The sequence below is a fragment of the Staphylococcus schleiferi genome (assembly GCF_025558325.1).
GTDB classification, from domain to species: Bacteria; Bacillota; Bacilli; order Staphylococcales; family Staphylococcaceae; genus Staphylococcus; species Staphylococcus schleiferi.
This window is the reverse complement of record NZ_CP094712.1, coordinates 1,337,908-1,360,858: the sequence shown is the minus strand read 5'-3', so window position 1 is coordinate 1,360,858 and position 22,951 is coordinate 1,337,908. Positions and strand designations below refer to the sequence as shown.

Sequence of the window (22,951 nt, the reverse complement as noted above, 5' to 3'; positions counted from 1 at the left end):
ATGTTTATGTATAACAATAAATTTTTGGAGTGATAAAATGAAAGAAAGTGATTTAGTTCATTTTTATTATCAATTTCATTATGAACAGCATTATTTTTTATGCCATGATATTTTAGAGGAGGCGTGGAAACTACAATCTGAGTTTACGAAACAAGATGCGGTTGTAAGTTTAATCCTATTGGCTACAGGATGTTATCACTATCGTAGAGGTAACTATAAAGGCGCCCACAAAACCTTTAATAAAGCTTATCAAATCATTCAATCCTATAAACCGAATGAACTGGTATATTTAGGTTTAAATATTGCAGAATATAAGGAAGTATTAAAGCATTTAATAAGCGCGACTTCTCTAGAAATCCCTTTTTCTCCGATTCAACTGCCTCTGACAGAAGAAATGGAACAACAAATTGAAAGTGAGTTTCCGAATTATTGTGTAACGAAGCATGTTGTCAGTACGCCTTATATTTTACATCATCATCAACTGAGAGATCGGACAGAGGTTATCGCAGCACGTCACCACGCACTTACACAAAGAAAAAAGGAATAAAACAGATGATTCTTAAATGAACTTCTGTTTTATTCCTTTTATACTTTCATCTCTAAAGCCCAAACGCTAACTTCGAATAAAGTACTAAGCTCTAGGATGATAGTCTTGGTAAATCTTACGAATCTGATTTTTAGTCACATGCGTATACAATTGTGTTGTAGAAATATCTGAATGTCCTAACATGTCTTGTACCGCACGCAAATCAGCGCCATTCTCCAATAAATGTGTGGCAAATGAATGACGTAATGTATGTGGTGTTAGTCTTTTGGTAATGCCTGCTTTAAGCCCAACTTGCTTAATCATCTTCCACACGCCTTGTCTTGACATTGGCTTACCATGCATATTTAAAAATAAAACATGGGTAGTCGTATGTTTTAACAATTGTGGTCTTATCTCTTGTATATAATGTGCTAAACAATCGATGACCGTTTCACCTAAAGGCACAATTCTTTCTTTGCTTCCTTTACCAAACACTTTTGCAAAGCCCATGATAAGATTGACATCTTGGACTTCTATATGAATAAGTTCAGATACACGCATCCCAGTCGCATATAAAAGTTCTAGCATTGTTTTATCACGATAACCGTTAATTTTTGAAGTGTCAGGTGTCATTAATAATTGGTCAACCTCATCAATAGATAGCACATCAGGTAACTTTCTATCATATTTGGGTGTCGCAATAAGGACTGTTGGATCGTGCGTCGTATAGCCTTCTCTCAAAGCAAATTGATGAAAGCTTCGAATTGTCGAAGTGAATCTTGCGATGGATTTCGCTGAATGTCCTTCGTCATGTAAAAAACCAAACCACTCTTGAATGATTTGCCGATTAACAAAATTTAAATGAGTAATTTTTTGCTCATTCAAATAGTTTAAATAGTGGTTAAGATCACGACGATACGCAGCGATTGTATTGTTGGACAAACCTTTTTCTATTTGAATAAATCTTAAATATTCATCTCGAATTTCTTCCATGCATTGACCTCAATTCTTGTCAATATCATTACATTTGCGCTTTCGTGCCTTTGCCCTCTTTTTGACACGCTTCACAAATACCATGAAATGTAAGTCTGTGATCTAAAATCTTAAAATTAAATTCATTTTCAACACGTTCTTCTACTTGTGGTAATAAGTCTTCTTCTATTTCATCTACTCTACCACACTCCATACAAACAAGATGGTGATGAAAATGTTTAGAGCCCTCTTTTCGTAAATCAAAACGTGCAACACCATCACCAAAGCTCACCTTATCCACGACTTTTAAATCTGCTAAAAGTTCTAGTGTACGGTAAACAGTGGCTAAACCAATTTCAGGTGCTTTTTCTTTTACTTTTAAGTAAACATCTTCGGCACTTAAATGATCAGTCTCATTTTCAATTAAAACACGCACCGTTGCTTCACGTTGTGGTGTTAACTTATATGAAGACTGTTGTAACTGTTGCTTCACGCGATTAAGTCTTTCCTCCACGGAAGCCTCACCCCTCTACTGAAAATTATAATTATTACAAATTGATTGTTTTACTTGTTATAAATTACCAGTAATTGAGAAAAAAAGCAACTCAAAGCGGTTATTTATTTAGAATGATTATAATGTAATAATAGATATTGGAATGCAATCAGTGTTTTAGCATCTTCTATTTCATGTGTTTCTACTGCATTTTTAACATCGGCCATCGAAAAATGAACTTTCTCAACAAACTCATCTTCATCCAAATGAACAGTGCCCTTTTGGAGTGAGTCCGTAAAATAAATAGATATTTTTTCATCTGCAAAACCAGGTGTCCCATAAACTTCGCCAATCAAATCTAATCGGTCAGTTCGATAACCTGTTTCTTCTTCAAGTTCTCTCATTGCCGCTTCTTTTCTATCTTCACCAGGTTCAAGCTTTCCAGCAGGTATTTCTAGTAATGTTTGTTCTAAAGGTTTGCGATATTGCTTCACTAGAATGACTTCATTTTCTGGTGTTACAGCGCAAATCGCAACGGCACCATTATGTTTTACGATTTCTCTATAGGCTGTTTTTTGATTGGGTAAGCGGACTTCATGTTTCTCTACATTTATAATTTTGCCTTCATAAATCGTTTCTTTTGATATTGTTTTTTCTTCAAAATTCATCAGTGATATGCCCCTTTTCAATTTTTCTCACAGTTTGCTATCATTAGTATACATAAATTTTATCGGAAGGAGCTTTAACATGCAAAAAAACACGTTGAAAAGTGGTCTGACTTTGTCAGAATTAGGATTGGGATGTATGAGTCTAGGTACAGATGAAAGTGATGCTTCTAAAATTATAGAGACAGCTATTGAAGCGGGTATTACCTATTTTGATACGGCAGATATTTACGATAAAGGTGAAAATGAAAAGATTGTTGGGAAAATATTAAAAAAATATCAACAAAACGGTGATATTGTTATTGGAACAAAAGTCGGCAATCACTTGAAAGATAACGGAGAAACTTTTTGGGACCCTTCAAAAAAATATATTAAAAATAATGTGAAACAATCTTTAAAAAGACTTGGCTTAGAAAAACTTGACCTCTACATGCTTCATGGTGGAACAATTGAAGATCCATTAGACGAAACGATTAGTGCATTTGATGAATTAAAGCAAGAAGGATTGATCAAAGCCTACGGTATTTCATCTATACGCCCTAATGTTATTCGTTACTATTTGGAACATAGCCAAATTGAAACGATCATGTCGCAATTTAATTTAATTGATAATCGCCCGCTCGATTTACTTGACGAGATTAATCAAAAAGGTGTGAAACTTTTAGCTAGAGGCCCAGTTTTTAAAGGATTGCTCACCAACAAAGCGGAAGTCACTTTAAATCATAAATTTAAAGAAGGCATTTTTGATTACAGTTTCGATGAATTGAAACAAACAATTCAGTCGCTTCAACAGATTAATCCTCAGCTTACTGCGCTTGCCTTTGAATTCTTAAAGTCTCACGCAGTATTAGGATCGATTATCGTTGGTGCGAGTACACCTGAGCAATGGCGTGAAAATATTCAACAGTATCATTCAACGGTTACTAACGAACAACTTCAAGCTGCAATGGATGTTGTCAAACGCCTTCATTATGCAGAACATTGGGAAATGTAACTTAAAAACCCTTCCTTTTCTTACCTAGAAAAAGAGGTTTGGCAAATTTTTCAATCCATCTGGGAGCAAGTTGATACCATTTCAACATTAAGTGGAGCCCTTTCGGAAGATTGACTTCAATTTTCTTTTGTTTCATCGCTTTGATGATTTGCGTTGCTACAAATTCGGGTTGTAGCATGATTCGTTTCACTTGATGGGCATATTGCCCTGATGGATCCGCCTTACCATGAAAAGGTGTTTGAATCGGCCCTACGTTTACTGTCATAACGTGCCAATTAGGCTGTTCCATTCGCAACGCATTAAGCAGATGATTAAGCGCTGCTTTACTGCCACCATAATGAGCAGCATAAGGTTGTGTAGCAAATGCAGCGAGGCTACTGATGCCTACAACACTTGCATGGGCTTTAAAGAATGGTGCGCATCGTTTAAGTAAAATCGCAAAATACACGATATTGATTTGGTAAGTCTCTACTACTTCAGCATCTTCATGCTCAAGCAATGATTTAAAATAGCCTAAACCAGCACAATGAATAAGCCCGTCATATTGGATGTCTGGGTTGAATTGATGATTGATCTCACGTACTTGTTGGATATTAGAAAGGTCGCATTCAATCAAATGCACATTCTGATTTGAAAAGTACGCACGTGCTTTGTTAATATCCCGTACAATTAATGTTAATTCACAGCAGTCTTGAAGCATGGCTTGAGCCAATGCGAATCCGAGACCACTCGTACTACCAGTCATAATAAAATGTGGTTTTTGCATAAAATCACCCTTTATCTTTTAAATCGTTCCCATAACGTTATGAATAACTGTAATGTAAAAGTACTAAATAAGGAAGTGAAATGTCGTATGAAAATCGTTTTTTATGGTGCTGGCAATATGGCACATGCTATTTTTACGGGTATTATTAATTCAAAAATTTTGGCGCCTGAGGATATTTATTTAACGAACCATACGAATGAAGAAATGTTGCAATCTTATCAAGAAAATTTAGGGATTCAATATAGTTATGATGATGAAGCCTTATTAAAAGATGCCGATTATGTTTTTCTTGGATCAAAACCACACGATTTTGATCAACTTGCTACACGCATTAAAGGAAATATTCATAATCAAAATAAATTCATTTCAATCATGGCAGGACTACCGATTTCTTATATTAAACAAAAACTTGATACGCATGCTCCGATTGCACGTATTATGCCAAATACAAATGCACATGTCGGCCATTCTGTGACCGGTGTGAGTTTCTCTTCGAATTTTGGTCCAACTTCTAAAGAAGAAGTTTTAGAAGTCATCAATGCATTTGGGTCTGCAATCGAAGTTCAAGAAGCACATTTGCACCAAGTCACTGCAATAACAGGAAGTGGTCCTGCATTTTTATATCATGTGTTCGAACAATATGTGATGGCAGGTACAAAATTAGGTCTTGAAAGAGCTCAAGTAGAAGAGTCTATACGCGAGTTGATTATAGGCACGAGTAAGATGATTGAGCGTTCTGATTTGAGCATGGAACAATTAAGAAAAAATATCACTTCAAAAGGTGGTACGACACAAGCTGGATTAAATGCATTATCTGAATATAATTTAGAAGGTATATTTGAAGATTGCTTGAATGCGGCTGTCAATCGTAGTATTGAATTATCAGCGCAAGAAGATGATATGTAATTATAAAAGGTTTCATATATAAGTATTGAGGCTAGGATATTAATTCTAAAATAAGTAGCGCTAAGATGAATTTTACTAGAAAATCGTCTTAGCGCTTTATTTTCATGATAAAACTTCGTATTGTATGACTTTACCTTCCAAGGTGACTGCCTCAGACTGTATACTTCGGCTGTCCTGTTCTAGCCTTTCTGCTTCGATTAATCCAAATTGAGTTAAGACTTCAGCTCTCACGCAGCGAGATCATAAATGCAAGGCTTTCAAGAATTTTATGTCTCGGACGTAATTTATTGTTAGCGAGATTGCTATTAAAATGTATAACTATCAAAATCTTCAACAAACTGAAACGATTGTTCAGATTCAGCTTGAATTTGTGCTTCTATCAATTGAATGTCTTCTTTAGTGTAGCGTCCACTTAAGTGCGTCAGCAACCCATGCTTAACTTGACCATCTGCCATTAATTGAAGGACATCTTCAATATGACTATGATGATAAGCATTGGCTAATGACTTATCGCCTTCAATATATGTGGATTCATGAACTAATACATCAACGTGATGTGCAAGTTCAAGTGCATGCTCACTCGGTTTTGTATCACCAAAAATAGCAATGGTTTTCCCTGTTTTTTCAGGTCCTTTGAATTGATTCGCATCATAAGTTTTGCCCTCATATTCAAATGTATCTTGAGACTTAATCTTTTGATAGAGCGGGCCTGGCGGAATACCTAACGCTTTTAATTTTGAAACGTCTAATTTTCCTGGCGTATTCGGTGCCTTAATACGATATCCGTAGCAAGGGATACCATGGTTTAAAGGCCTAGCATTGACTTCAAAATGATTAATACTTAAATCAAGACGCTTGTCTATTTCGATAATGTGTAACGGATAATTTAAATGTGAATAAGTTAATGATAAATTGTATTCAATAAAATCTTTAATGCCTTTTGGCCCAATTACAGTCAGTGGCTTTGATTCTCCACCTTGAAATGAACGACTGGTTAAAACGCCCGGTAAGCCGAAAACATGATCACCATGCATATGTGTGATAAAAATGTGACTGACTTTTCCGAGTTTAATGGAATGGTGGAGTATTTGGTGTTGGGTTGCTTCGCCCACATCAAAAAGCCAAATATCTGTTAAATAAGGCTCGAGTTTTAAAGCGATAGATTGTGTATGACGCTCTTTAGTAGGTAACCCTGCACTGGTACCAAAAAATGTAATTTCCATGCTTCGTGCCTCCTTAGCGTTATATTACCATAATTGCCGATGAATCGGTAACGAAATCTGACTGTATGTGCTTAAAGCAGAATTGTATGTCATTATGGGCGATATGCTTTATAATGTACACATATTTAATATAAAAAGAATTGAGGTTTTGAATCTTGAATAAGACAAATAATCATATTCCAGCGCTTATTACCATATTCGGCGCAACTGGTGATTTAAGTCACCGTAAATTATTCCCTTCCCTTTTTCATCTCTATCAACAAGATAATTTAGATGAAAGAGTAGCGATTATTGGTATCGGTAGACGTCAATTGACTAACGATGATTTTAGAGCACAAGTAAAAGCATCTATTCAAGCGCATGTCCAAGATACAAAACATTTAGACAAATTTATGCAACATATCTTTTATCAACCCCATGATGTGAATGATGAAGCAAGTTATCAAACACTTTTAGAGTTAAGTGAATCTTTAGATCGTACATTCTCTTTAAGGGGGAACCGTGTCTTTTATCTTGCGATGGCGCCCCAATTTTTTGGCATCGTAACAGATTATCTAAAATCTTCTGGCTTAACAAACACAAAAGGCTTTAAACGTTTAGTCATTGAGAAGCCTTTCGGTAGTGATTTAAAATCAGCGGAAGAATTAAATAAACAAATACGACGTTCTTTCAAAGAAGAAGAAATTTTTAGAATTGACCACTATTTAGGAAAAGATATGGTTCAAAATATTGAAGTTTTACGTTTTAGTAATGCGATGTTTGAACCTTTATGGAATAATAAATATATTTCCAATATTCAAGTCACTTCATCAGAAATATTAGGTGTTGAAGATCGTGGTGGCTATTATGAATCTAGCGGTGCTTTGAAAGATATGGTGCAAAACCATATGCTACAAATGGTAGCATTATTGGCAATGGAGCCACCTATTAGTTTGAATAGTGCTGACATTCGAGCAGAAAAAGTTAAAGTATTAAAATCTATGCACGTATTAAAACCAGAAGAAGTACGCCAACAGTTTGTTAGAGGTCAATATGATCGTGGAACGATTGACGGTCAACAAGTGAAAGCGTATCGTGAAGAAGATAAAGTAGCTTCTGATTCTAAGACGCCAACTTTCGTTTCTGGGAAAGTGCTCATTGATAACTTTAGATGGGCTGGCGTTCCATTTTATATCCGTACCGGTAAACGTCTAAAACGTAAATCCATTCAAGTCGTGGTTGAATTTAAAGAAGTTCCGATGAACCTTTATTATCAAAAAGATAAACATTTAGATTCTAATTTGCTTGTTATCAATATTCAACCGAACGAAGGTGTTTCTATTCACTTGAACGGTAAAAAATATGTACAAGGAATTGAAACTGAACCCGTTCAATTGTCTTATGCGATGAGTGCACAAGATAAAATGAATACTGTCGATGCATATGAAAACTTGTTGTATGATTGCTTAAAAGGCGATGCGACAAACTTTACGCATTGGGAAGAATTGAAATCAACATGGAAATTTGTCGATTCAATTCAAGAAGCTTGGGACAAATTTGAACCAGAATTTCCTAACTATGAATCTGGAACAGATGGTCCGTTAGATAGTGATTTATTGTTAAGTAGAGATGGTTTTAAATGGTGGAATGACATTCAATAATTTAAAAACATAAGGCTAATAGAAAATGAGCTAAGAGATACGGTTTTAGTATCACTTAGCTGTTTTTTGTTATATAATTGATAACTAGATACGAAAAATCGTGCGTCGTGAGTTTTAAGAGTATAGGGAGTGAAAATTTTGGACGTTATCAAACAGTTGCAACGTGCTATAGTCTATATGGAAGATCATCTTTTAGAATCGTTTGATTTGCAAACGTTAAGTGAATACGTTGAAATTTCTCCTTATCATTTAGAACAATCTTTTACGATGATTATAGGCCAAACCCCTCGTGAATATTGTCGAGCGAGACGATTAACGTTAGCTGCCAAAGATTTAATTCAAGGTGCAAATCGTTTAATCAATGTGGCTAAACGCTATCATTATGAAGATGTAAATGATTTTGCACATGATTTTAGTGATTATCATGGGGTTTCACCGTTACAAGCTAAATTGAAGCAAGACCAATTGAAAATGCAAGAAAGATTGTATTTGAAATTATCAACGACTTCTCGTCCCCCACTTCCTTATCGTCTCGATAATATGGGAGGCTTTACTTTAGTGGGGCACTCTCGTTTTATCCCTTCAAATGAATTAGATAATCATTTTATTGTGACTGACTTTCTTGAGGATTTGAAAGCAGATGGCCGATTGAAAGATATGATACGTTATAATGATCGCAGTCCTAGCGAATTATTTGTTGTAAGCTGTCCTTTAGATCAGGGCTTGGAAGTTTTTGTAGGTGTGCCAAGTGAGCGTTTGCCTGCACATTTAGAAGATCGTTTCTTTGCTGAACGTCAATTTGCATTGTTTAATTTACAAGGAGAGATTGATTATGTCACGAGTGAAGCGTGGCATTACATAGAAACCAGTTTACAACTGACTTTACCTTTTGAACGTAATAGTCTTTACGTTGAAATTTATCCATTTGAGATTTCTTTTGAGGATCCATTTACGAAAGTGCAACTTTGCGTACCAGTCAATATTGACGATGAGTAATATTTGAAGTTACAAATAAAGATACTAAAAAGAGACTCGCAACTTATTGCTTGCGGAGTCTCTTTTTTAATCATTTGATATCATCCAAAATGGATTACTCTGTCCAGTGTGTATGGAATGTACCTTCTTTATCTTTACGTTGGTAAGTGTGTGCACCAAAGTAATCGCGTTGTGCTTGGATTAAGTTGGCAGGTAATTCAGCTGAACGATAACTATCATAGTAGTTAATACTTGCTGCAAAACCAGGAATTGCAATACCGTTTTGAACACTTGTTGCCACGACATCACGCAAAGCAGATTGATATTCTGTAACGATATCCTTAAAGTAATCATCTAATAAAAGATTTTGTAATTGATTGTCTTTGTCGTATGCATCTTTAATTTTTTGTAAGAATTGCGCACGAATGATACAACCTTCTCTCCAAATCATCGCAAGTTCGCCTAATTGTAAATTCCAATTATTATCTTCACTTGCAGATTTCATTTGGTCAAATCCTTGCGCATATGAACAAATTTTACTCATGTATAAAGCGCGACGGATTTTTTCAAGAAATGCTTCTTTATCCCCTTCAAATGAAGCAGAAGGACCATTTAAAAGTTTTGAAGCATTGACACGTTGTGTTTTTAATGAAGAAATAAAACGTGCAAATACAGATTCAGTAATGATTGTTAATGGCGCTCCTAATTCTAAAGCGTTAATCGATGTCCATTTACCAGTCCCTTTTTGTCCAGCTTGGTCCATGATTTTTTCAACAAGCGGATCGCCATTTTCATCTAATTTCGTGAAGATATCTCCAGTGATTTCAATAAGATAACTTTCTAACTCGCCAGCATTCCAAGATTTGAATGTTTGAGAAATCTCTTCATGTTGCATACCGAGTAAATCTTTCATAATGATATAACTTTCAGCAATAAGTTGCATATCTGCATACTCGATACCATTGTGTACCATTTTAACGTAATGACCAGCGCCGTTTGGTCCAATATAAGTCACACAAGGTGTACCGTCTTTCGCTTTAGCAGAGATAGCTTCTAAAATGTCTGCCACTTTCTCATAAGCTTCTTTTTGTCCACCAGGCATCATTGAAGGACCAGTTAAGGCACCGACTTCACCGCCAGAAACACCCATGCCGATAAAGTTAATACCACTTTCAGCTAATGCTTTATTTCTACGAATCGTATCTAAATAGTTTGTATTGCCACCATCAATTAAAATATCGTCATTATCAAGTAAAGGTAATAAACTTTCGATTGTTTTATCTGTAGCTTCACCAGCTTTAACCATTAATAATATTTTACGTGGTTTTTCTAAAGAATTTACAAATTCTTCAATTGAATATGTTGGAACAATGTTTTTTCCTTTTGATTCTTCAACCATTAAATCTGTTTTTTCAGAAGAACGATTAAATACTGATACACTGTAGCCACGGGATTCAATATTCCAAGCTAGGTTTTTACCCATTACGGCTAAACCTACTACACCAATTTGTTGTGTCATTTTACTAACCTCTCTTATTTATAAATTACGGACTTATTGTACCATATAATAAGTCATGAAACACTTTCGCAATCTTATTTAGCGATTTCAATGATTTTAAGGACGTAATTTGCTAAATCATTTAAAGATTGTGTTGAAATACGTTCGTCAGTTGTGTGTATTTTTTCATAGCCAACACCTAAAATGACAGAAGGAATGCCTAATTTATTAATGATGTTACCGTCTGAACCGCCCCCACCGACATTGGCTTGCATATCAAAGCCAAGCGCACGAGAAGCTTGTTCAGCAATTTGATACACTTTGTCTTCAGGCTGAATTCGAAAGCCTGGATAAGAGAGTGAAGTTTCAACTTCTGCGTGACAATTAAATTGCTCAGCAGTCGATTGAAAGGTTTTCTCCATATGTTCGATTTGTGCATCTAATTTTTCTTTTGAATGAGAACGTACTTCTGCCCATATATTCACGAGATCAGTGACGACATTTGTCGGCCCGCCCCCTTGGAACTTTCCAATATTTGCTGTTGTTTCGTGATCAATTTGCCCTAATTTCATTTGACTGATGGCTTTCGCTGCAATATTGATAGCACTAATACCTTCTTCAGGGGTACTCGCATGTGCTTTTTTACCATGAATTGTTGCATTGACTTTTGATTGATAAGGCGCCCCAGTAGTGATATGTCCGACAGGAACTGAAGAATCAATAGCATATCCATAATCAGCATCTAGATCGTCTTTTCTTAATGCTTTAGCCCCTACTAAGCCTGATTCTTCTCCGACTGTAATCACAAATTGAATTTGTCCGTGTTGAAGATTTTGCTCTTGTATCACTTCAAGAACTTCAAATATAACCGCTAAACCTGCTTTGTCATCTGCCCCTAAAACAGTAGTTCCATCTGAATAAATAAAACCATTTTCTTTGATAATAGGCTTCACGTTTCGACCTGGCTCCACAGTATCCATGTGACTCGTAAAATAAATTTTGTCATACTCTGTATGAGTGGCTGGTAATGTACAGATTAAATTATTTGCACCAAATCCTGTTTCTTGTTGTGCTTGGTCTTCAACAACTTTTAATCCTAAAGCCTCGAATTTACGTTTTAGGATGGGTTGAATGATTTCTTCATGCCCTGTTTCAGAATCAATTTGTACTAATTCAAGAAATGTATTTAACAATCTTTCTTCATTAACCATTATGTCACCTTCCTTTGAACTTTAATGTCATTTTATCGAAAAACCCTCATTATGCAAAATATCTAATTTTAAATCAGAGTTAAAATTGCTTTGGCGTTTTGAATTAATGAATGTTATAATTTCGTTATTAGTCATTGATGATAAGCGTCAACGGTATTAAGTTCATTTAATAATGGCGTATTAAACGTAAATATCAATGAATTGGCTATTTATTATGATGTTATCGATGGTTTTCATCGAGGGATGAAGTACAGTTGATGTCATTTTTAAAACCATGTTTGTATAGTCAAATTTCGAGATGATGACTTGGAGGCGTAGATTTTGTTAAACAAAAAGGTTAGAAAAGTTTTATTAATTGTCATGCTTTTAGCTATCGTCGCGTCACTTATTTTAACAGGTGTCGCACCTTTGTTAAGCATGTAGTGGATGTTAAAAGAGCCTGAGACAAAATTGTCTCAATAATCGATGAAATCCGAGGTTTTCGTAAAAAACGAAAAATCTCGGATTTTTTTCCTTTTATCATCAGTTTAGCCGCACTAGATGCGACTAATTTCCTTAGGCACCTCGTTAGTTTAGTTTTTGTTGTGATTAATTAAATTATACGAAAGTGCCTTATTTTTTAAAGGATAATGGTGAATGATTACATATATAAGCGAAGTATTTATAGCGAGACTCCTGAGGGAACAGGACGAGCCGAAGACTACAGGCTGAGGCTGTCCCCTCGGAAAGCGAGCCTATATAATACGAAGCATGACAATAAAAAGGAAGCTCGAAGAGGATTTTTATCAAAATCATCTTCGAGCTATTTATTTTGGTATTTATGTCCCAGATTCTTTTATATTTCTTTTATGGGATAATTCAGACTACTATTGAACTTCGTGGTGCATTTTAAGTGATCCAAATTTAGATTTAATCGTTAAATACTCTTCAGTATCATATAAAATTTGTATCATACTTGAGCGCGTATGAAGCTCTTCATGCGTAGTGGGTAAAGGCAATTGTTCGATTTCCAAACGAATTTGGTAAAGTGTGTGAAGGCGTAACGCAGTATAGTTATTTTCATTCACATTTTCCGCCATTTCTTTAAATAAATGAGAGACACGCGCACTCATAACATCATCAGCATGAATATGTTCGATATGGTCCTTTATCCGTTTTAAAATTTCAACTTGGTCTTCTCGCATGTCGAAATAATGATAGTAACTATTTTCATTACGTACAAAGTGATTTTTAACATCCCTAAAAGCGAGTGATTTTGCTTCTTGTATTGTTTTAGAAAGAGAATTAAATGAAACATTAGGATGATTATTATGTTGAGCACAAGCATCGCTGTAAACATAAAAAATCCGTTTAATTTGAGCTTCTATCTCTCGCTTATATTTAGATAATGCGTGATCGAGATTTGGCATAATCGTATTCATTGTAAAAGCGATGGATAAGCCAACGATCAACAATAAAATCTCATTAATAACAAGGTCAAAATTTATTACTTTTGCATTAAAAAAGTGAAGTAAAATGACAATACTTGTGACGACACCTTCTTGCATATTAATCATTACTGTTGTAGGAATAAAAAATAAAACAATTAAGCCGAGTACCCAAGCATGTTGACCGAGTAAAGTGAAAATTGTTGCTCCAAAGGCGATAGCGATAAGACAGGAAATAAAACGAGAAACGATGGCGTGTACAGAGTTCATTTTTGTATCTTTGATACATAAAACAACTAAAATAGCACTAGATGCGTAATTATCCAACCCTAAAAGCTGTGCAATGATTACACCTAGTGCCATGCCTATCGCAGTTTTAATCGTTCTTAATCCGATACGATATGGATTTAAACGTAACATGCGACGTCACCCTACTTTTCAACACAGTAGCGATCAAACAAACGTTGCAATTGAGTGATGACATCCATTGTATCGTGTCCCTCGATTTGGTGGCGTTCCACCATTTCAGTAATTTTGCCATCTTTCATCAGCGCAAAAGAAGGACTAGATGGTGCATACCCTTCGAAATAATCTCTTGCACGTTGTGTCGCTTCTTTATCTTGGCCCGCAAATACTGTAACAAGACGGTCAGGTAATACATCGTAATGTAAAGCGTGCATTGCAGCTGGACGTGCAATTCCTCCTGCACAGCCACAAACAGAATTCACCATGACTAAAGTTGTACCCTCTTGTTTGAAAACTTGATCCACTTCTTCTTCTGTCGTTAATTGTTCATAACCAGCATGGTCCATTTCTGAACGCGCTTGCTGAACGACATTATTCATATATAAATCAAAATTTAAATCCATTTTGACATTCCTCCATACATTAGGCTTGAACTATTTTTATTTTACTAAACGTTCATGTGGACTGCAATCATTCTATGTTCGCTTTTAATGTCGAGAAAACATTTATATAGAAGGTATCCTATATGATTCCCTGTATCATCCACCAAAAGCAGATGTGTTTATTTTTATAAAAAGAAAAAGCTGAGCGCGCCATGCCCAACCTTTTCTTTTTAATGTTTATATAAAATGTTGATGCTTATTTAAATAACTTGCATTGTACTTTCTATGTGTAACGAATGATTTTAGCTTGTGTTATAGGTTTGATTCGTTATTTACAGATTAATATATTTGCGTATGCTCTAAAGTGTAGCTTTCAATACGTTGTTTGACTTCATTTAGAAATTGTCCTGCTTGTAAACCATCAAGTATACGATGATCTAAAGAGAGACAGAGATTGACCATTTGACGGATTGCAATCATATCATCAATGACAACAGGTCGTTTCACAATGGATTCTACTTGAAGTATTGCAGCTTGTGGATGATTAATAATGCCCATAGAGCTTACAGAACCGAAAGTCCCTGTATTATTGACAGTAAAAGTACCACCTTGCATATCTTCATGTGTTAATTGATGGCGACGTGCTTTTTGTGCTAATTCATTGATCTCACGCGCAATGCCTTTGATGGATTTTTCGTCTGCATGGTGAATAACAGGTACGAATAGTTTATCTTCATGTGCGACAGCGATTGAAATATTCACATCTGAATGAAGAATAATTTCATTTTCATGCCACGTACTATTGAGAAGTGGATATTTTTTCAAAGCTTCAGCGACAGCTTTTACAAAAAAGGCAAAATAAGTTAAATTATAGCCTTCCTGTGCTTTAAACTGTCCTTTATAGTGATTTCTAGTTTTAGTTAATTCAGTGGCATCCACTTCTACTTTCATCCAAGCGTGTGGAATTTCTTGAACACTTTGTACCATTTTTTTAGCAATTTGTCTGCGAACACCGTTAATTGGAATAGCTTGTGAATGGTTGTCATGTGAAAAGACATGCGTATTCTCATGACTTGTAGCTAGCTCCTGAACGACGGGTTCTTCAACAGTTTGGTTGTGTGTTCCAGAAGTTTGTGATGTTTGCGTAGCTTGTGATGTAGTACCTTGACCTGCGATATACGCTTCAATATCTTTCTTTGTCACACGACCTTCAAAACCGGTGCCTTCTACATTTGCTAAATCAATATTATGTTCCGATGCCAGACGAAATACGACTGGTGAGAAACGGCCGTTATTTTTAACTTTAGTACCCGCCTTATCTTGATTAGAAGTCACAGATTGAGGTGCATGAACTGCTTCAGTCGTTCCTGATGCTTCTTGTTGCTCACTAGATGTACTTACAGAGGAATCTGCATCATGATTTGCCACTTCCATTTCACATATCACTGCACCGACTTCAATTGTTTCGCCTGCTTGCGCAATAATTTTAGTGATTGTACCAGTATATGAAGAAGGTACTTCGGCTGTAACTTTATCTGTAATAACTTCGCATAAAGGATCATATTCTTCAATTTGATCGCCTTCATTGACTAGCCATTGTTCAATCGTTCCTTCATGGACACTTTCTCCAAGTTTTGGCATTTTAATTTCCATGATGACCCTCCTTAAAAGCGCGCAAGTTCACGCATTTTATTTTTAATTTTATCTGGATTAATCATAAATTCGTCTTCGAGTGGAGGCGAAAATGGCATTGCTGGCACATCAGGACCAGCAAGTCGCATAATTGGCGCATCTAAATCAAATAAGCAATTTTCGGCGATAATTGCTGCGACTTCAGATAAAATACTGCCTTCTTTATTATCTTCAGTGACTAACAAGCATTTCCCTGTTTTTTTCGCGCAACGAACAATTGTTTCTTGATCAAGTGGATATACCGTACGTAAATCTACAACTTCAACATCAATATTTTCATCTTTTAATATATCAGCGGCTTGTAAGCAATAGTTCACTGCAAGCCCGTATGAAAATACTGTAATGTCATTACCTTCACGCTTAACATCTGCTTTGCCTAACGGTACAGTGTAATACGCTTCAGGTACTTCCTCTTTTAGTAATCGATACGCCTTTTTATGTTCAAAAAAGAGTACAGGATCATTAGATGCGATAGAAGCAAGTAACAAACCTTTCGCATCATACGGTGTTGAAGGAATAACGACTGTTAAACCTGGTGTAGACGCAAACACACTTTCAATACTTTGGGAGTGGTATAAAGCACCATGTATGCCGCCACCAAACGGCGCACGAATTGTTAGAGGTGCGTGCCAATCATTATTAGAACGATAACGTAATTTTGCGGCTTCACTCATAATTTGGTTTGTTGCAGGTAAAATATACTCAGCAAATTGTATTTCAGCAATAGGACGTTTGCCCATCATGGCTGCACCTATAGCTGAACCGACGATATTTGATTCAGCCAGTGGTGTATCTAATACACGATACTTGCCATATTTATCTTGTAAACCTGCCGTAACACCAAATACGCCTCCCTTTTTACCCACATCTTCACCTAATATAAATGTTTGAGGGTCTTGTTCTAATGAAAGATCCAATGCTTGTTTAATTGCTTCTAAGTAAGTGATTTTAGCCATGTTTAAAGCCCTCCTTGTTCATAGACATATTGGTAAGTTTCTGATGCATCAGGATAAGGTGAAGCTTCAGCCTCTTTCGTTGCTTTATTGACAATGGCTTGATTTTCTTGCTCGATTTTATCAAACCAATCCCGATCGACTAATTCATTATCGATGAGATAAGATTTGAATTTTAAGTTACAATCATTTTCTTTATCTTGCGTTTTTTCTTCATTAGAGCGATAACGGTCATCATCGTCAGAGGAGTGTGCAGTTAATCGAGTACACATTGCTTCAATGAGTGTAGCGCCTTCACCGTTAATCGCGCGTTCTCGTGCCGCTTTAATAGCCCCATAGACCGCAATAGGATCATTTCCATCAACTGTTTCACCAAACATGCCATAACCTTTAGCACGGTCTGAAAGTTGTTCAGCGCCATACTGTAAATCTTTAGAAACGGAGATAGCATATTTATTATTTTCAATTAAACAAATAAATGGTAAATCGTGAACACCTGCAAAATTAAGCCCTTCATGAAAGTCACCTTGGTTTGAACTTCCTTCGCCAAGTGTTGTCAATGCGACCTGTTGTTTGTTATCCATTTTAAATGTTAACGCCGCACCTACAGCATGTAATATTTGAGTGGCAACAGATGAACCTTGAGACATAATTCCTACTTCTTTTTTACTAAAATGTGAAGGCATTTGTTTTCCGCCAGAGCTAATATCATCTCTTTTACCGAATGCCGATTGCATTGTTTCTAATGGTGTCATCCCTAGATAAGTAACGAGTGCGAGGTCTCGATAATAAGGGGCTGTTACATCTCCTTTTTGTAGTGCATAAGCAGTCCCAATTTGAGTTGCTTCTTGCCCTTGACAACTAATTACGAATGGGATTTTACCTGCTCGATTTAATAACCACATTCGCTCATCAAGTTTTCTTCCTAAGTCCATCGCTTGATAGATTACCTTTAAATCCTCAACTTCTAGTCCTACACTTTTATAATCTTTCATATTCATTTCCCTCCTTATATCTATATATGGATAGATTGATTATTCATTTTAAGACCGAGTTCCATCATTAATTCAGAAATCGATGGATGTGCATGTGTAGATAAGCCCAATTCTATAGATGAACCATTCATAAAATGTAATACGCTGAGTTCATTAATTAATTCAGTCGTATGGGGACCTACGAGTGACGCACCAATAAAACTTTCTGAATCTTTTTCAAATAAAAGTTCAGCAAAGCCTTCAGGTTGATTGGCTGATTCAATCATCGCTTTACCGTTCGCTCTAAATGGTGCCTTAACAACTTTAAAGTTTAATCCTCTTTGTTTAGCTGTTTCTTGGTTTACCCCTATAGATGCAATTTCTGGTGATGTATAAACACATTTTGGCATTTGATCATAGTTTATTGGTAAAGGATTTTCATTAAACATATGCTCAACGGCTATAACGCCTTCTCGTGCACCTACATGCGCTAATTGTAGATGACCAATCACATCACCTGCAGCATAAATATGTTGATCCGCAGTCTGCATCCACGCATTCGTTAAAATCATCTGTTTTTCATTTAGCTCAACTTTTGTATTGTTAAGTCCTATGTCCTGCGTATTAACCCTTCTACCGATTGAAACGAGAACTTTCTCAGTAGAGAAAGATTGATCAACATTAAAAGTTACTTTATCGGTATGAATTTCAATATCTTCCTCATTGAGTGCTGTATTTGTATAGAAAGTAACGCCTTGTTGTTCTAATTCTTTTTGAATCAGACGACTGCTCTGTTGACTTTCAGTAGGAAGGATTCTTGGACCTGCCTCTATGACATAGACTTTGACACCGACTTTACTCAAAAAGGATGCAAATTCTAACCCTATGACGCCACCCCCAATAATCGTCATTGACTGAGGTAATGCGGTTAACGTCATCATGTCATCACTACTTAAAATTTGCTCGTGATCAAAAGGTAAAAATGGCAGCGCCAGTGGGTTTGATCCTGTTGCAATCAAAACATAATCATTAGGTAATAATTCAGAAGATCCATCTTCATATTCAACTGAAACTGTCCCACTTTGTGGTGTGAAAATAGAGGCACCTAACAAGCGACCGACCCCATTAAATACATCGATTTTATGTTGCTTCATTAAACCTTGAACGCCTTGATACATTGTTTCAACAATTCGATTTTTACGCTCCATCACTTGTGGAAGGCTAAATTGAAATGTAGAAGGCTCCGCTTGAATACCATATTGATCGGCATTTTGCATTAAATGATAGACTTCAGCTGATTTGAGAAAAGATTTTGTTGGGATACATCCCCTATGTAAACATGTGCCTCCAACTTTTGATTTTTCTACTAAGGCCACATTTTTTCCTAATTGACTCGCCCTTATTGCAGCAGAATAACCTGCAATGCCACCACCTAAAATAACGACATCATATTTTTCTTTTGTCATAATATTTATCTCCTATCGATACGTTTGGATTGATATTTCTTGGTTAAATGCACGTTGTGCTTGGTCGGCCAATGTTGTCATTTCATGTTCTCCGGCATAAACAGAAATAGGTGCAATCCAATCTACGTAAGTTGAAATCAATTCAACGAGTTGCTCATTAAAACTCATTCCACCTGTTAAAATAATTTGATCAACTTTACCTTTCAAAGTTGCAGCACGTTCTCCAATCACTTTTGAAATTTGAAGTGCCATTGCCCCAATGAAAAGTCGTACTTTTTCATCCGTATCATAAGACATCATGATTTCTTTCAAATTTGAAGTCCCAAAATACGCAGTTAAGCCAGATTCACGACTGAGGATTGCATTTAACTTTTCAGCAGATAACTGATTCCTCTCCATATAAGTGATTAGTAAATCATTCGGTATACTTCCTGCTCTATCCATAGCCATGGGGCCTTCGCCATAAAGTGCTTCATTGACATCGATGACACGACCTTGTTGATGGGCACCAATACTAATACCGCCACCCATGTGTGCGACTATCACATGCACATCTTCATAGTTTTTATTGACGCTTTCCGCATATTTGCGAGCCATCGCTTTTTGATTGAGTGCGTGAAAAACACTGCGTCGTTGGATATCCGGTATCCCTGTCACACGTGCTTCATCGATTAATTCGTCTACAACAACAGGATCAGTTGTAAATACAGGAATATGATATTTTTGGCCTAAACGATAACCAATCATTGCACTTAAGTTCGAAGCATGAGCGCCATAATCAAATGATTTAAGGTCATTATACATTGCACTATTCACTTCATAGGTTCCGCCTGACAAGGGCTTTAGTAAACCACCACGACAAGCGATAACATCCATATTATCAAGTGTTTGATGATGAGATAATAAATCTTGTTCAATCAATTGCTGACGTGTTTGTTCTTGTTCTAACAAAGTTTGATTAATAACAGAGGTTGAATGTTTAATATTTTCATTTAAAATACATTCATCATTACGGTAGATTGCATATTTACTCGATGTACTACCAAGATTTAAAACGAGTGTCGTTACCATAGAATACCTTCTTTCAAAACTTCAACAAATTCCTTTTTATCTTATGGTTGCGAAACACAACGCTAAATAAACTTTAGCGCAACCAATATTGAGTTCACTTTATTTTCTATACTATCTGCTCTAGATGTAAGTACAATAGGAAAGCGTGCACCTAAAATCAAGCTTGCAACTTTTGCATGGCCAAAGTAAGTAAGCGATTTATAGAGAACATTCCCAGCATCAAGGCCAGGTACGATTAAAACATCAGCATTACCTGCTACTTTCGTGTGAATCCCTTTTTGGATTGCACTTTTCTTATCAATTGCATTATCTAAAGCATACGGACCTTCAATTAGGATATCCTCATCGATTGGGTGCGACGCATAAAATTGCTGTAATGTTTGCGCTTTTAAAGTTGAAGGGATTTTGTTACTAACTTTTTCAACTGATGATAAAAGTGCAATATTTAATGAGTCGTAGTCTAGTTGTCTCGCAAAACGGACAATATTATTAATCATTGCTTTCGTATCTTCAACTGAAGGAGTGATATTTAAGGCCACATCAGAAATCATAAGTAATTTGTGATAAGTCGGTATTTCACATATTGCAAGATGATTGAGGAAAGGTTTTGAATCCACTGCATTTCTTTTTAACACTGCTGATAAAATTTGAGCAGTCGGAATTTGCCCTTTCATCAAGATATGTGCTTTTTGATGATAGAGATCGTCTAAACAGTGTTCTATCGCTTCATCTTGCGTTTCAAATGTATGAATATGAATGCGTGTCAATAACTCTGGTGATAGGTCAAATGAACGTATCAACTCTGAAGCATCTTGATAATTGTATAATATAAATTCCGCTTTAGTTTTATTCAAAACTTCGACAATCACGTTGATTAATGGCTCTTCAGTTGCATTAATCATCGCAATGGTTCCACTGAAATTTTGATGCCCTTTTAGTAATGCTTTAAAATTCATATCACATCATCCTTTAAGCCTTTGATTTTGTTCTATCATTTCTTTCGCATTTTGTTTTGTAAGCTCAGTTACAGTTGCGCCTGAAATCATTCGAGCGACTTCAGCAATACGAGATTCCCCGTTGAGCTCTTGTACAGATGTCGTTGTACGCCCCTCTTTTTCTTGTTTGGCGATATATAAATGATGGTCACTCATGGATGCAACTTGTGGTAAATGAGAAATACAGATGACTTGTATCACAGCAGATATTTCTTTCATCTTTTCAGCCATTTTTTGAGCAGCTTGGCCTGAAACACCTGAATCCACTTCATCAAATAGAATCGCTGTTTGACCCCTAGAACGTACGAAAATACTTTTCAATGCCAGCATAATACGTGATAATTCGCCACCACTTGCAATTTTATTTAAACTCTTTAAAGGTTCACCTTTGTTTGGACTAATTAAAAATTCAACACGTTCAAGTCCTTCTCTTTGTGGCTGGTCGTAGGGTTTAAATGATATTTCAAGATTTGCATCCTTCATTTGTAAATTTTGTATTTCATTAACAATTCGATCTCTTAGTTGTCGCGCGACAAGCCTTCTTTCTTTAGACAAAACCTGGCCGTGCTCAATTAACTGAGCAGATAACTGTTTAATCTCATTTCGTAATTGTGAAGTGCTTTCTTCATAGTTTTCAATCTTATCAATTTCTTCTGCGATTTTGGCCTGATATGTGATTAACTCAGAAATATCTTTACCGTATTTTCTTTTTAAGTTGTTTAATAAATTCATTCGAGATTCAAGTTCATTTAAATATTGCTCGTCGAAATCAGTTTGATTAATTTCATCATAAAGCTGATGTTTTGCATCTTCTAAAGTATAGTAGAATTGGTCGACATCTTCTTTCAGTTTTTGAAATGTTTCTGGCAATATCTCATCAATTGTCTGCAAATGTGTACTTAATGTATAAAGTCTATCAGGGATGGCCTGTTCATCGGTCAACGTCTCATAAGCCGCATTAAGCGCAACACTTAAATTTTCTGAGTTTTGAATTCGCTTAATATCAATTTCTAATTGTTCGATTTCGCCTTCCTTTAATTGGGCTTCTTTTAATTCGTCATATTGAAATTTCATTAAGTCCAAACGTTGTAGCAAAGCTTGGTCTGCAGATTCAAGTGCTTCAAGCTCTTTAATTTTTGAGTGATGTTGATTAAATGTTTCTTCATATTGGCTTAATGCTTTTGCATATTGTCCATCTGAATAGCGATCAAGTAATTCGATATGATATTTTTGTTTAAGTAAAGTTTGAGTTTCGTGCTGTCCATGGATATCGAGCAGTGCCTGCATCACTTTCCTTAAATCTTGAAGCGTTACGGTTTGATTATTGATACGGCAAATACTTTTACCCGAACTAAATATTTCACGTTTTACAATTAAGAAGTCTTCGTTAATATCAATACCTAGCGTATTCAATTCTTGTATTGCTTCTTCAGCATGATCAATATCGAAAATTCCTTCAATAATCGCTTTTTTCTCACCATGTCGGACAAAATCAGACGATGCGCGCATACCAATTAATTGACCAATAGCATCGATGATAATGGATTTCCCAGCACCTGTTTCACCACTTAATACTGTAAGTCCGTCTGAAAATTGAATATCTAGCGTTTCTATAATTGCAAATTCTTTTATAGAGAGGCTTTGTAACATCTAACA

At 35.9% G+C, this 22,951-nt stretch carries 22 protein-coding genes; 6 read left to right on the top strand and 16 right to left on the bottom strand.

Annotated features, from left to right (window positions below; all coding sequences use genetic code 11):
• Window positions 1-37: 37 nt before the first annotated feature.
• The gene (locus tag MUA40_RS06410; protein ID WP_016425128.1) at window positions 38-547 is read left to right on the top strand and encodes a DUF309 domain-containing protein; all 510 of its coding nucleotides are present in this window, start codon (window positions 38-40) and stop codon (window positions 545-547) included.
• Window positions 548-631: 84 nt separating this feature from the next.
• Here the strand turns inward: MUA40_RS06410 and xerD are convergent, their stop codons facing one another.
• The 3 genes from xerD to MUA40_RS06395 all read right to left on the bottom strand — a co-directional run bounded on the left by xerD (window position 632) and on the right by MUA40_RS06395 (window position 2,659).
• On the bottom strand, window positions 632-1,519 hold the full coding sequence (xerD, locus tag MUA40_RS06405; protein ID WP_016425129.1) for a site-specific tyrosine recombinase XerD: 888 nt from the start codon (window positions 1,517-1,519) through the stop codon (window positions 632-634).
• Window positions 1,520-1,547: 28 nt separating this feature from the next.
• The gene (gene fur / locus MUA40_RS06400; RefSeq protein ID WP_016425130.1) at window positions 1,548-2,012 is read right to left on the bottom strand and encodes a ferric iron uptake transcriptional regulator; all 465 of its coding nucleotides are present in this window, start codon (window positions 2,010-2,012) and stop codon (window positions 1,548-1,550) included.
• Window positions 2,013-2,116: 104 nt separating this feature from the next.
• A complete protein-coding gene (locus MUA40_RS06395) occupies window positions 2,117-2,659 on the bottom strand; it encodes an NUDIX hydrolase (RefSeq protein WP_016425131.1) in 543 nt (180 codons plus the stop codon).
• A 79-nt stretch (window positions 2,660-2,738) separates the two neighbouring features.
• Between MUA40_RS06395 and MUA40_RS06390 the strand changes: the two genes are divergently transcribed.
• Window positions 2,739-3,650, top strand: coding sequence for an aldo/keto reductase (locus tag MUA40_RS06390; protein ID WP_262569235.1), 912 nt, complete (start codon window positions 2,739-2,741; stop codon window positions 3,648-3,650).
• A gap of 1 nt (window position 3,651) precedes the next feature.
• On the opposite strand, the gene MUA40_RS06385 is transcribed toward MUA40_RS06390, so the two are convergent.
• Window positions 3,652-4,416: an SDR family NAD(P)-dependent oxidoreductase gene (locus tag MUA40_RS06385; protein WP_016425133.1), complete on the bottom strand. Its 765-nt coding sequence runs from the start codon at window positions 4,414-4,416 to the stop codon at window positions 3,652-3,654.
• An 87-nt stretch (window positions 4,417-4,503) separates the two neighbouring features.
• Here MUA40_RS06385 and proC point away from each other — a divergent pair, with 87 nt between their 5' ends.
• Window positions 4,504-5,322, top strand: coding sequence for a pyrroline-5-carboxylate reductase (gene proC / locus MUA40_RS06380; protein ID WP_167732772.1), 819 nt, complete (start codon window positions 4,504-4,506; stop codon window positions 5,320-5,322).
• Window positions 5,323-5,627: 305 nt separating this feature from the next.
• Here proC and rnz read toward each other — a convergent pair whose 3' ends face one another.
• On the bottom strand, window positions 5,628-6,545 hold the full coding sequence (gene rnz, locus MUA40_RS06375; protein WP_126496528.1) for a ribonuclease Z: 918 nt from the start codon (window positions 6,543-6,545) through the stop codon (window positions 5,628-5,630).
• 155 nt (window positions 6,546-6,700) lie between these two features.
• Here rnz and zwf point away from each other — a divergent pair, with 155 nt between their 5' ends.
• Window positions 6,701-8,185, top strand: a complete 1,485-nt coding sequence (gene zwf / locus MUA40_RS06370) for a glucose-6-phosphate dehydrogenase (protein ID WP_016425136.1) — start codon at window positions 6,701-6,703, stop codon at window positions 8,183-8,185.
• A 138-nt stretch (window positions 8,186-8,323) separates the two neighbouring features.
• Window positions 8,324-9,181 carry an AraC family transcriptional regulator gene (locus MUA40_RS06365; RefSeq protein WP_262569232.1) on the top strand — a complete coding sequence of 286 codons (858 nt, stop codon included), beginning with the start codon at window positions 8,324-8,326 and terminating at the stop codon, window positions 9,179-9,181.
• Between the two features lie 94 nt (window positions 9,182-9,275).
• On the opposite strand, the gene gndA is transcribed toward MUA40_RS06365, so the two are convergent.
• Together gndA and MUA40_RS06355 are read right to left on the bottom strand one after the other, a co-directional pair.
• Window positions 9,276-10,679, bottom strand: a complete 1,404-nt coding sequence (gene gndA, locus MUA40_RS06360; protein ID WP_016425138.1) for an NADP-dependent phosphogluconate dehydrogenase — start codon at window positions 10,677-10,679, stop codon at window positions 9,276-9,278.
• A gap of 74 nt (window positions 10,680-10,753) precedes the next feature.
• A complete protein-coding gene (locus tag MUA40_RS06355; RefSeq protein ID WP_167732771.1) occupies window positions 10,754-11,869 on the bottom strand; it encodes a tripeptidase T in 1,116 nt (371 codons plus the stop codon).
• 321 nt (window positions 11,870-12,190) lie between these two features.
• Between MUA40_RS06355 and prli42 the strand changes: the two genes are divergently transcribed.
• Complete coding sequence (gene prli42, locus MUA40_RS06350) at window positions 12,191-12,292, top strand: stressosome-associated protein Prli42 (protein ID WP_155976431.1); 102 nt, start codon at window positions 12,191-12,193, stop codon at window positions 12,290-12,292.
• A gap of 443 nt (window positions 12,293-12,735) precedes the next feature.
• On the opposite strand, the gene MUA40_RS06345 is transcribed toward prli42, so the two are convergent.
• The 9 genes from MUA40_RS06345 to recN form a co-directional block, all read right to left on the bottom strand.
• Window positions 12,736-13,716, bottom strand: coding sequence for an aromatic acid exporter family protein (locus MUA40_RS06345; RefSeq protein ID WP_016425140.1), 981 nt, complete (start codon window positions 13,714-13,716; stop codon window positions 12,736-12,738).
• Window positions 13,717-13,727: 11 nt separating this feature from the next.
• Window positions 13,728-14,165: a bacilliredoxin BrxB gene (gene brxB, locus MUA40_RS06340; RefSeq protein WP_016425141.1), complete on the bottom strand. Its 438-nt coding sequence runs from the start codon at window positions 14,163-14,165 to the stop codon at window positions 13,728-13,730.
• Between the two features lie 318 nt (window positions 14,166-14,483).
• On the bottom strand, window positions 14,484-15,797 hold the full coding sequence (locus tag MUA40_RS06335) for a dihydrolipoamide acetyltransferase family protein (protein WP_016425142.1): 1,314 nt from the start codon (window positions 15,795-15,797) through the stop codon (window positions 14,484-14,486).
• Window positions 15,798-15,808: 11 nt separating this feature from the next.
• Window positions 15,809-16,792, bottom strand: a complete 984-nt coding sequence (locus MUA40_RS06330) for an alpha-ketoacid dehydrogenase subunit beta (protein WP_167732859.1) — start codon at window positions 16,790-16,792, stop codon at window positions 15,809-15,811.
• A 2-nt stretch (window positions 16,793-16,794) separates the two neighbouring features.
• Entirely contained in the window at window positions 16,795-17,784 is a 990-nt protein-coding gene (locus MUA40_RS06325; RefSeq protein WP_016425144.1) for a thiamine pyrophosphate-dependent dehydrogenase E1 component subunit alpha, read from the bottom strand.
• Window positions 17,785-17,804: 20 nt separating this feature from the next.
• Entirely contained in the window at window positions 17,805-19,229 is a 1,425-nt protein-coding gene (gene lpdA / locus MUA40_RS06320) for a dihydrolipoyl dehydrogenase (protein ID WP_167732860.1), read from the bottom strand.
• 12 nt (window positions 19,230-19,241) lie between these two features.
• Window positions 19,242-20,300, bottom strand: a complete 1,059-nt coding sequence (gene buk, locus MUA40_RS06315; protein ID WP_155976432.1) for a butyrate kinase — start codon at window positions 20,298-20,300, stop codon at window positions 19,242-19,244.
• 62 nt (window positions 20,301-20,362) lie between these two features.
• Complete coding sequence (locus MUA40_RS06310) at window positions 20,363-21,256, bottom strand: phosphate acyltransferase (RefSeq protein WP_016425147.1); 894 nt, start codon at window positions 21,254-21,256, stop codon at window positions 20,363-20,365.
• A 6-nt stretch (window positions 21,257-21,262) separates the two neighbouring features.
• Window positions 21,263-22,945 (bottom strand): DNA repair protein RecN, encoded by a 1,683-nt coding sequence (gene recN, locus MUA40_RS06305; RefSeq protein ID WP_167732861.1) that lies wholly within the window; start codon window positions 22,943-22,945, stop codon window positions 21,263-21,265.
• Between the last annotated feature and the right edge of the window lie 6 nt (window positions 22,946-22,951).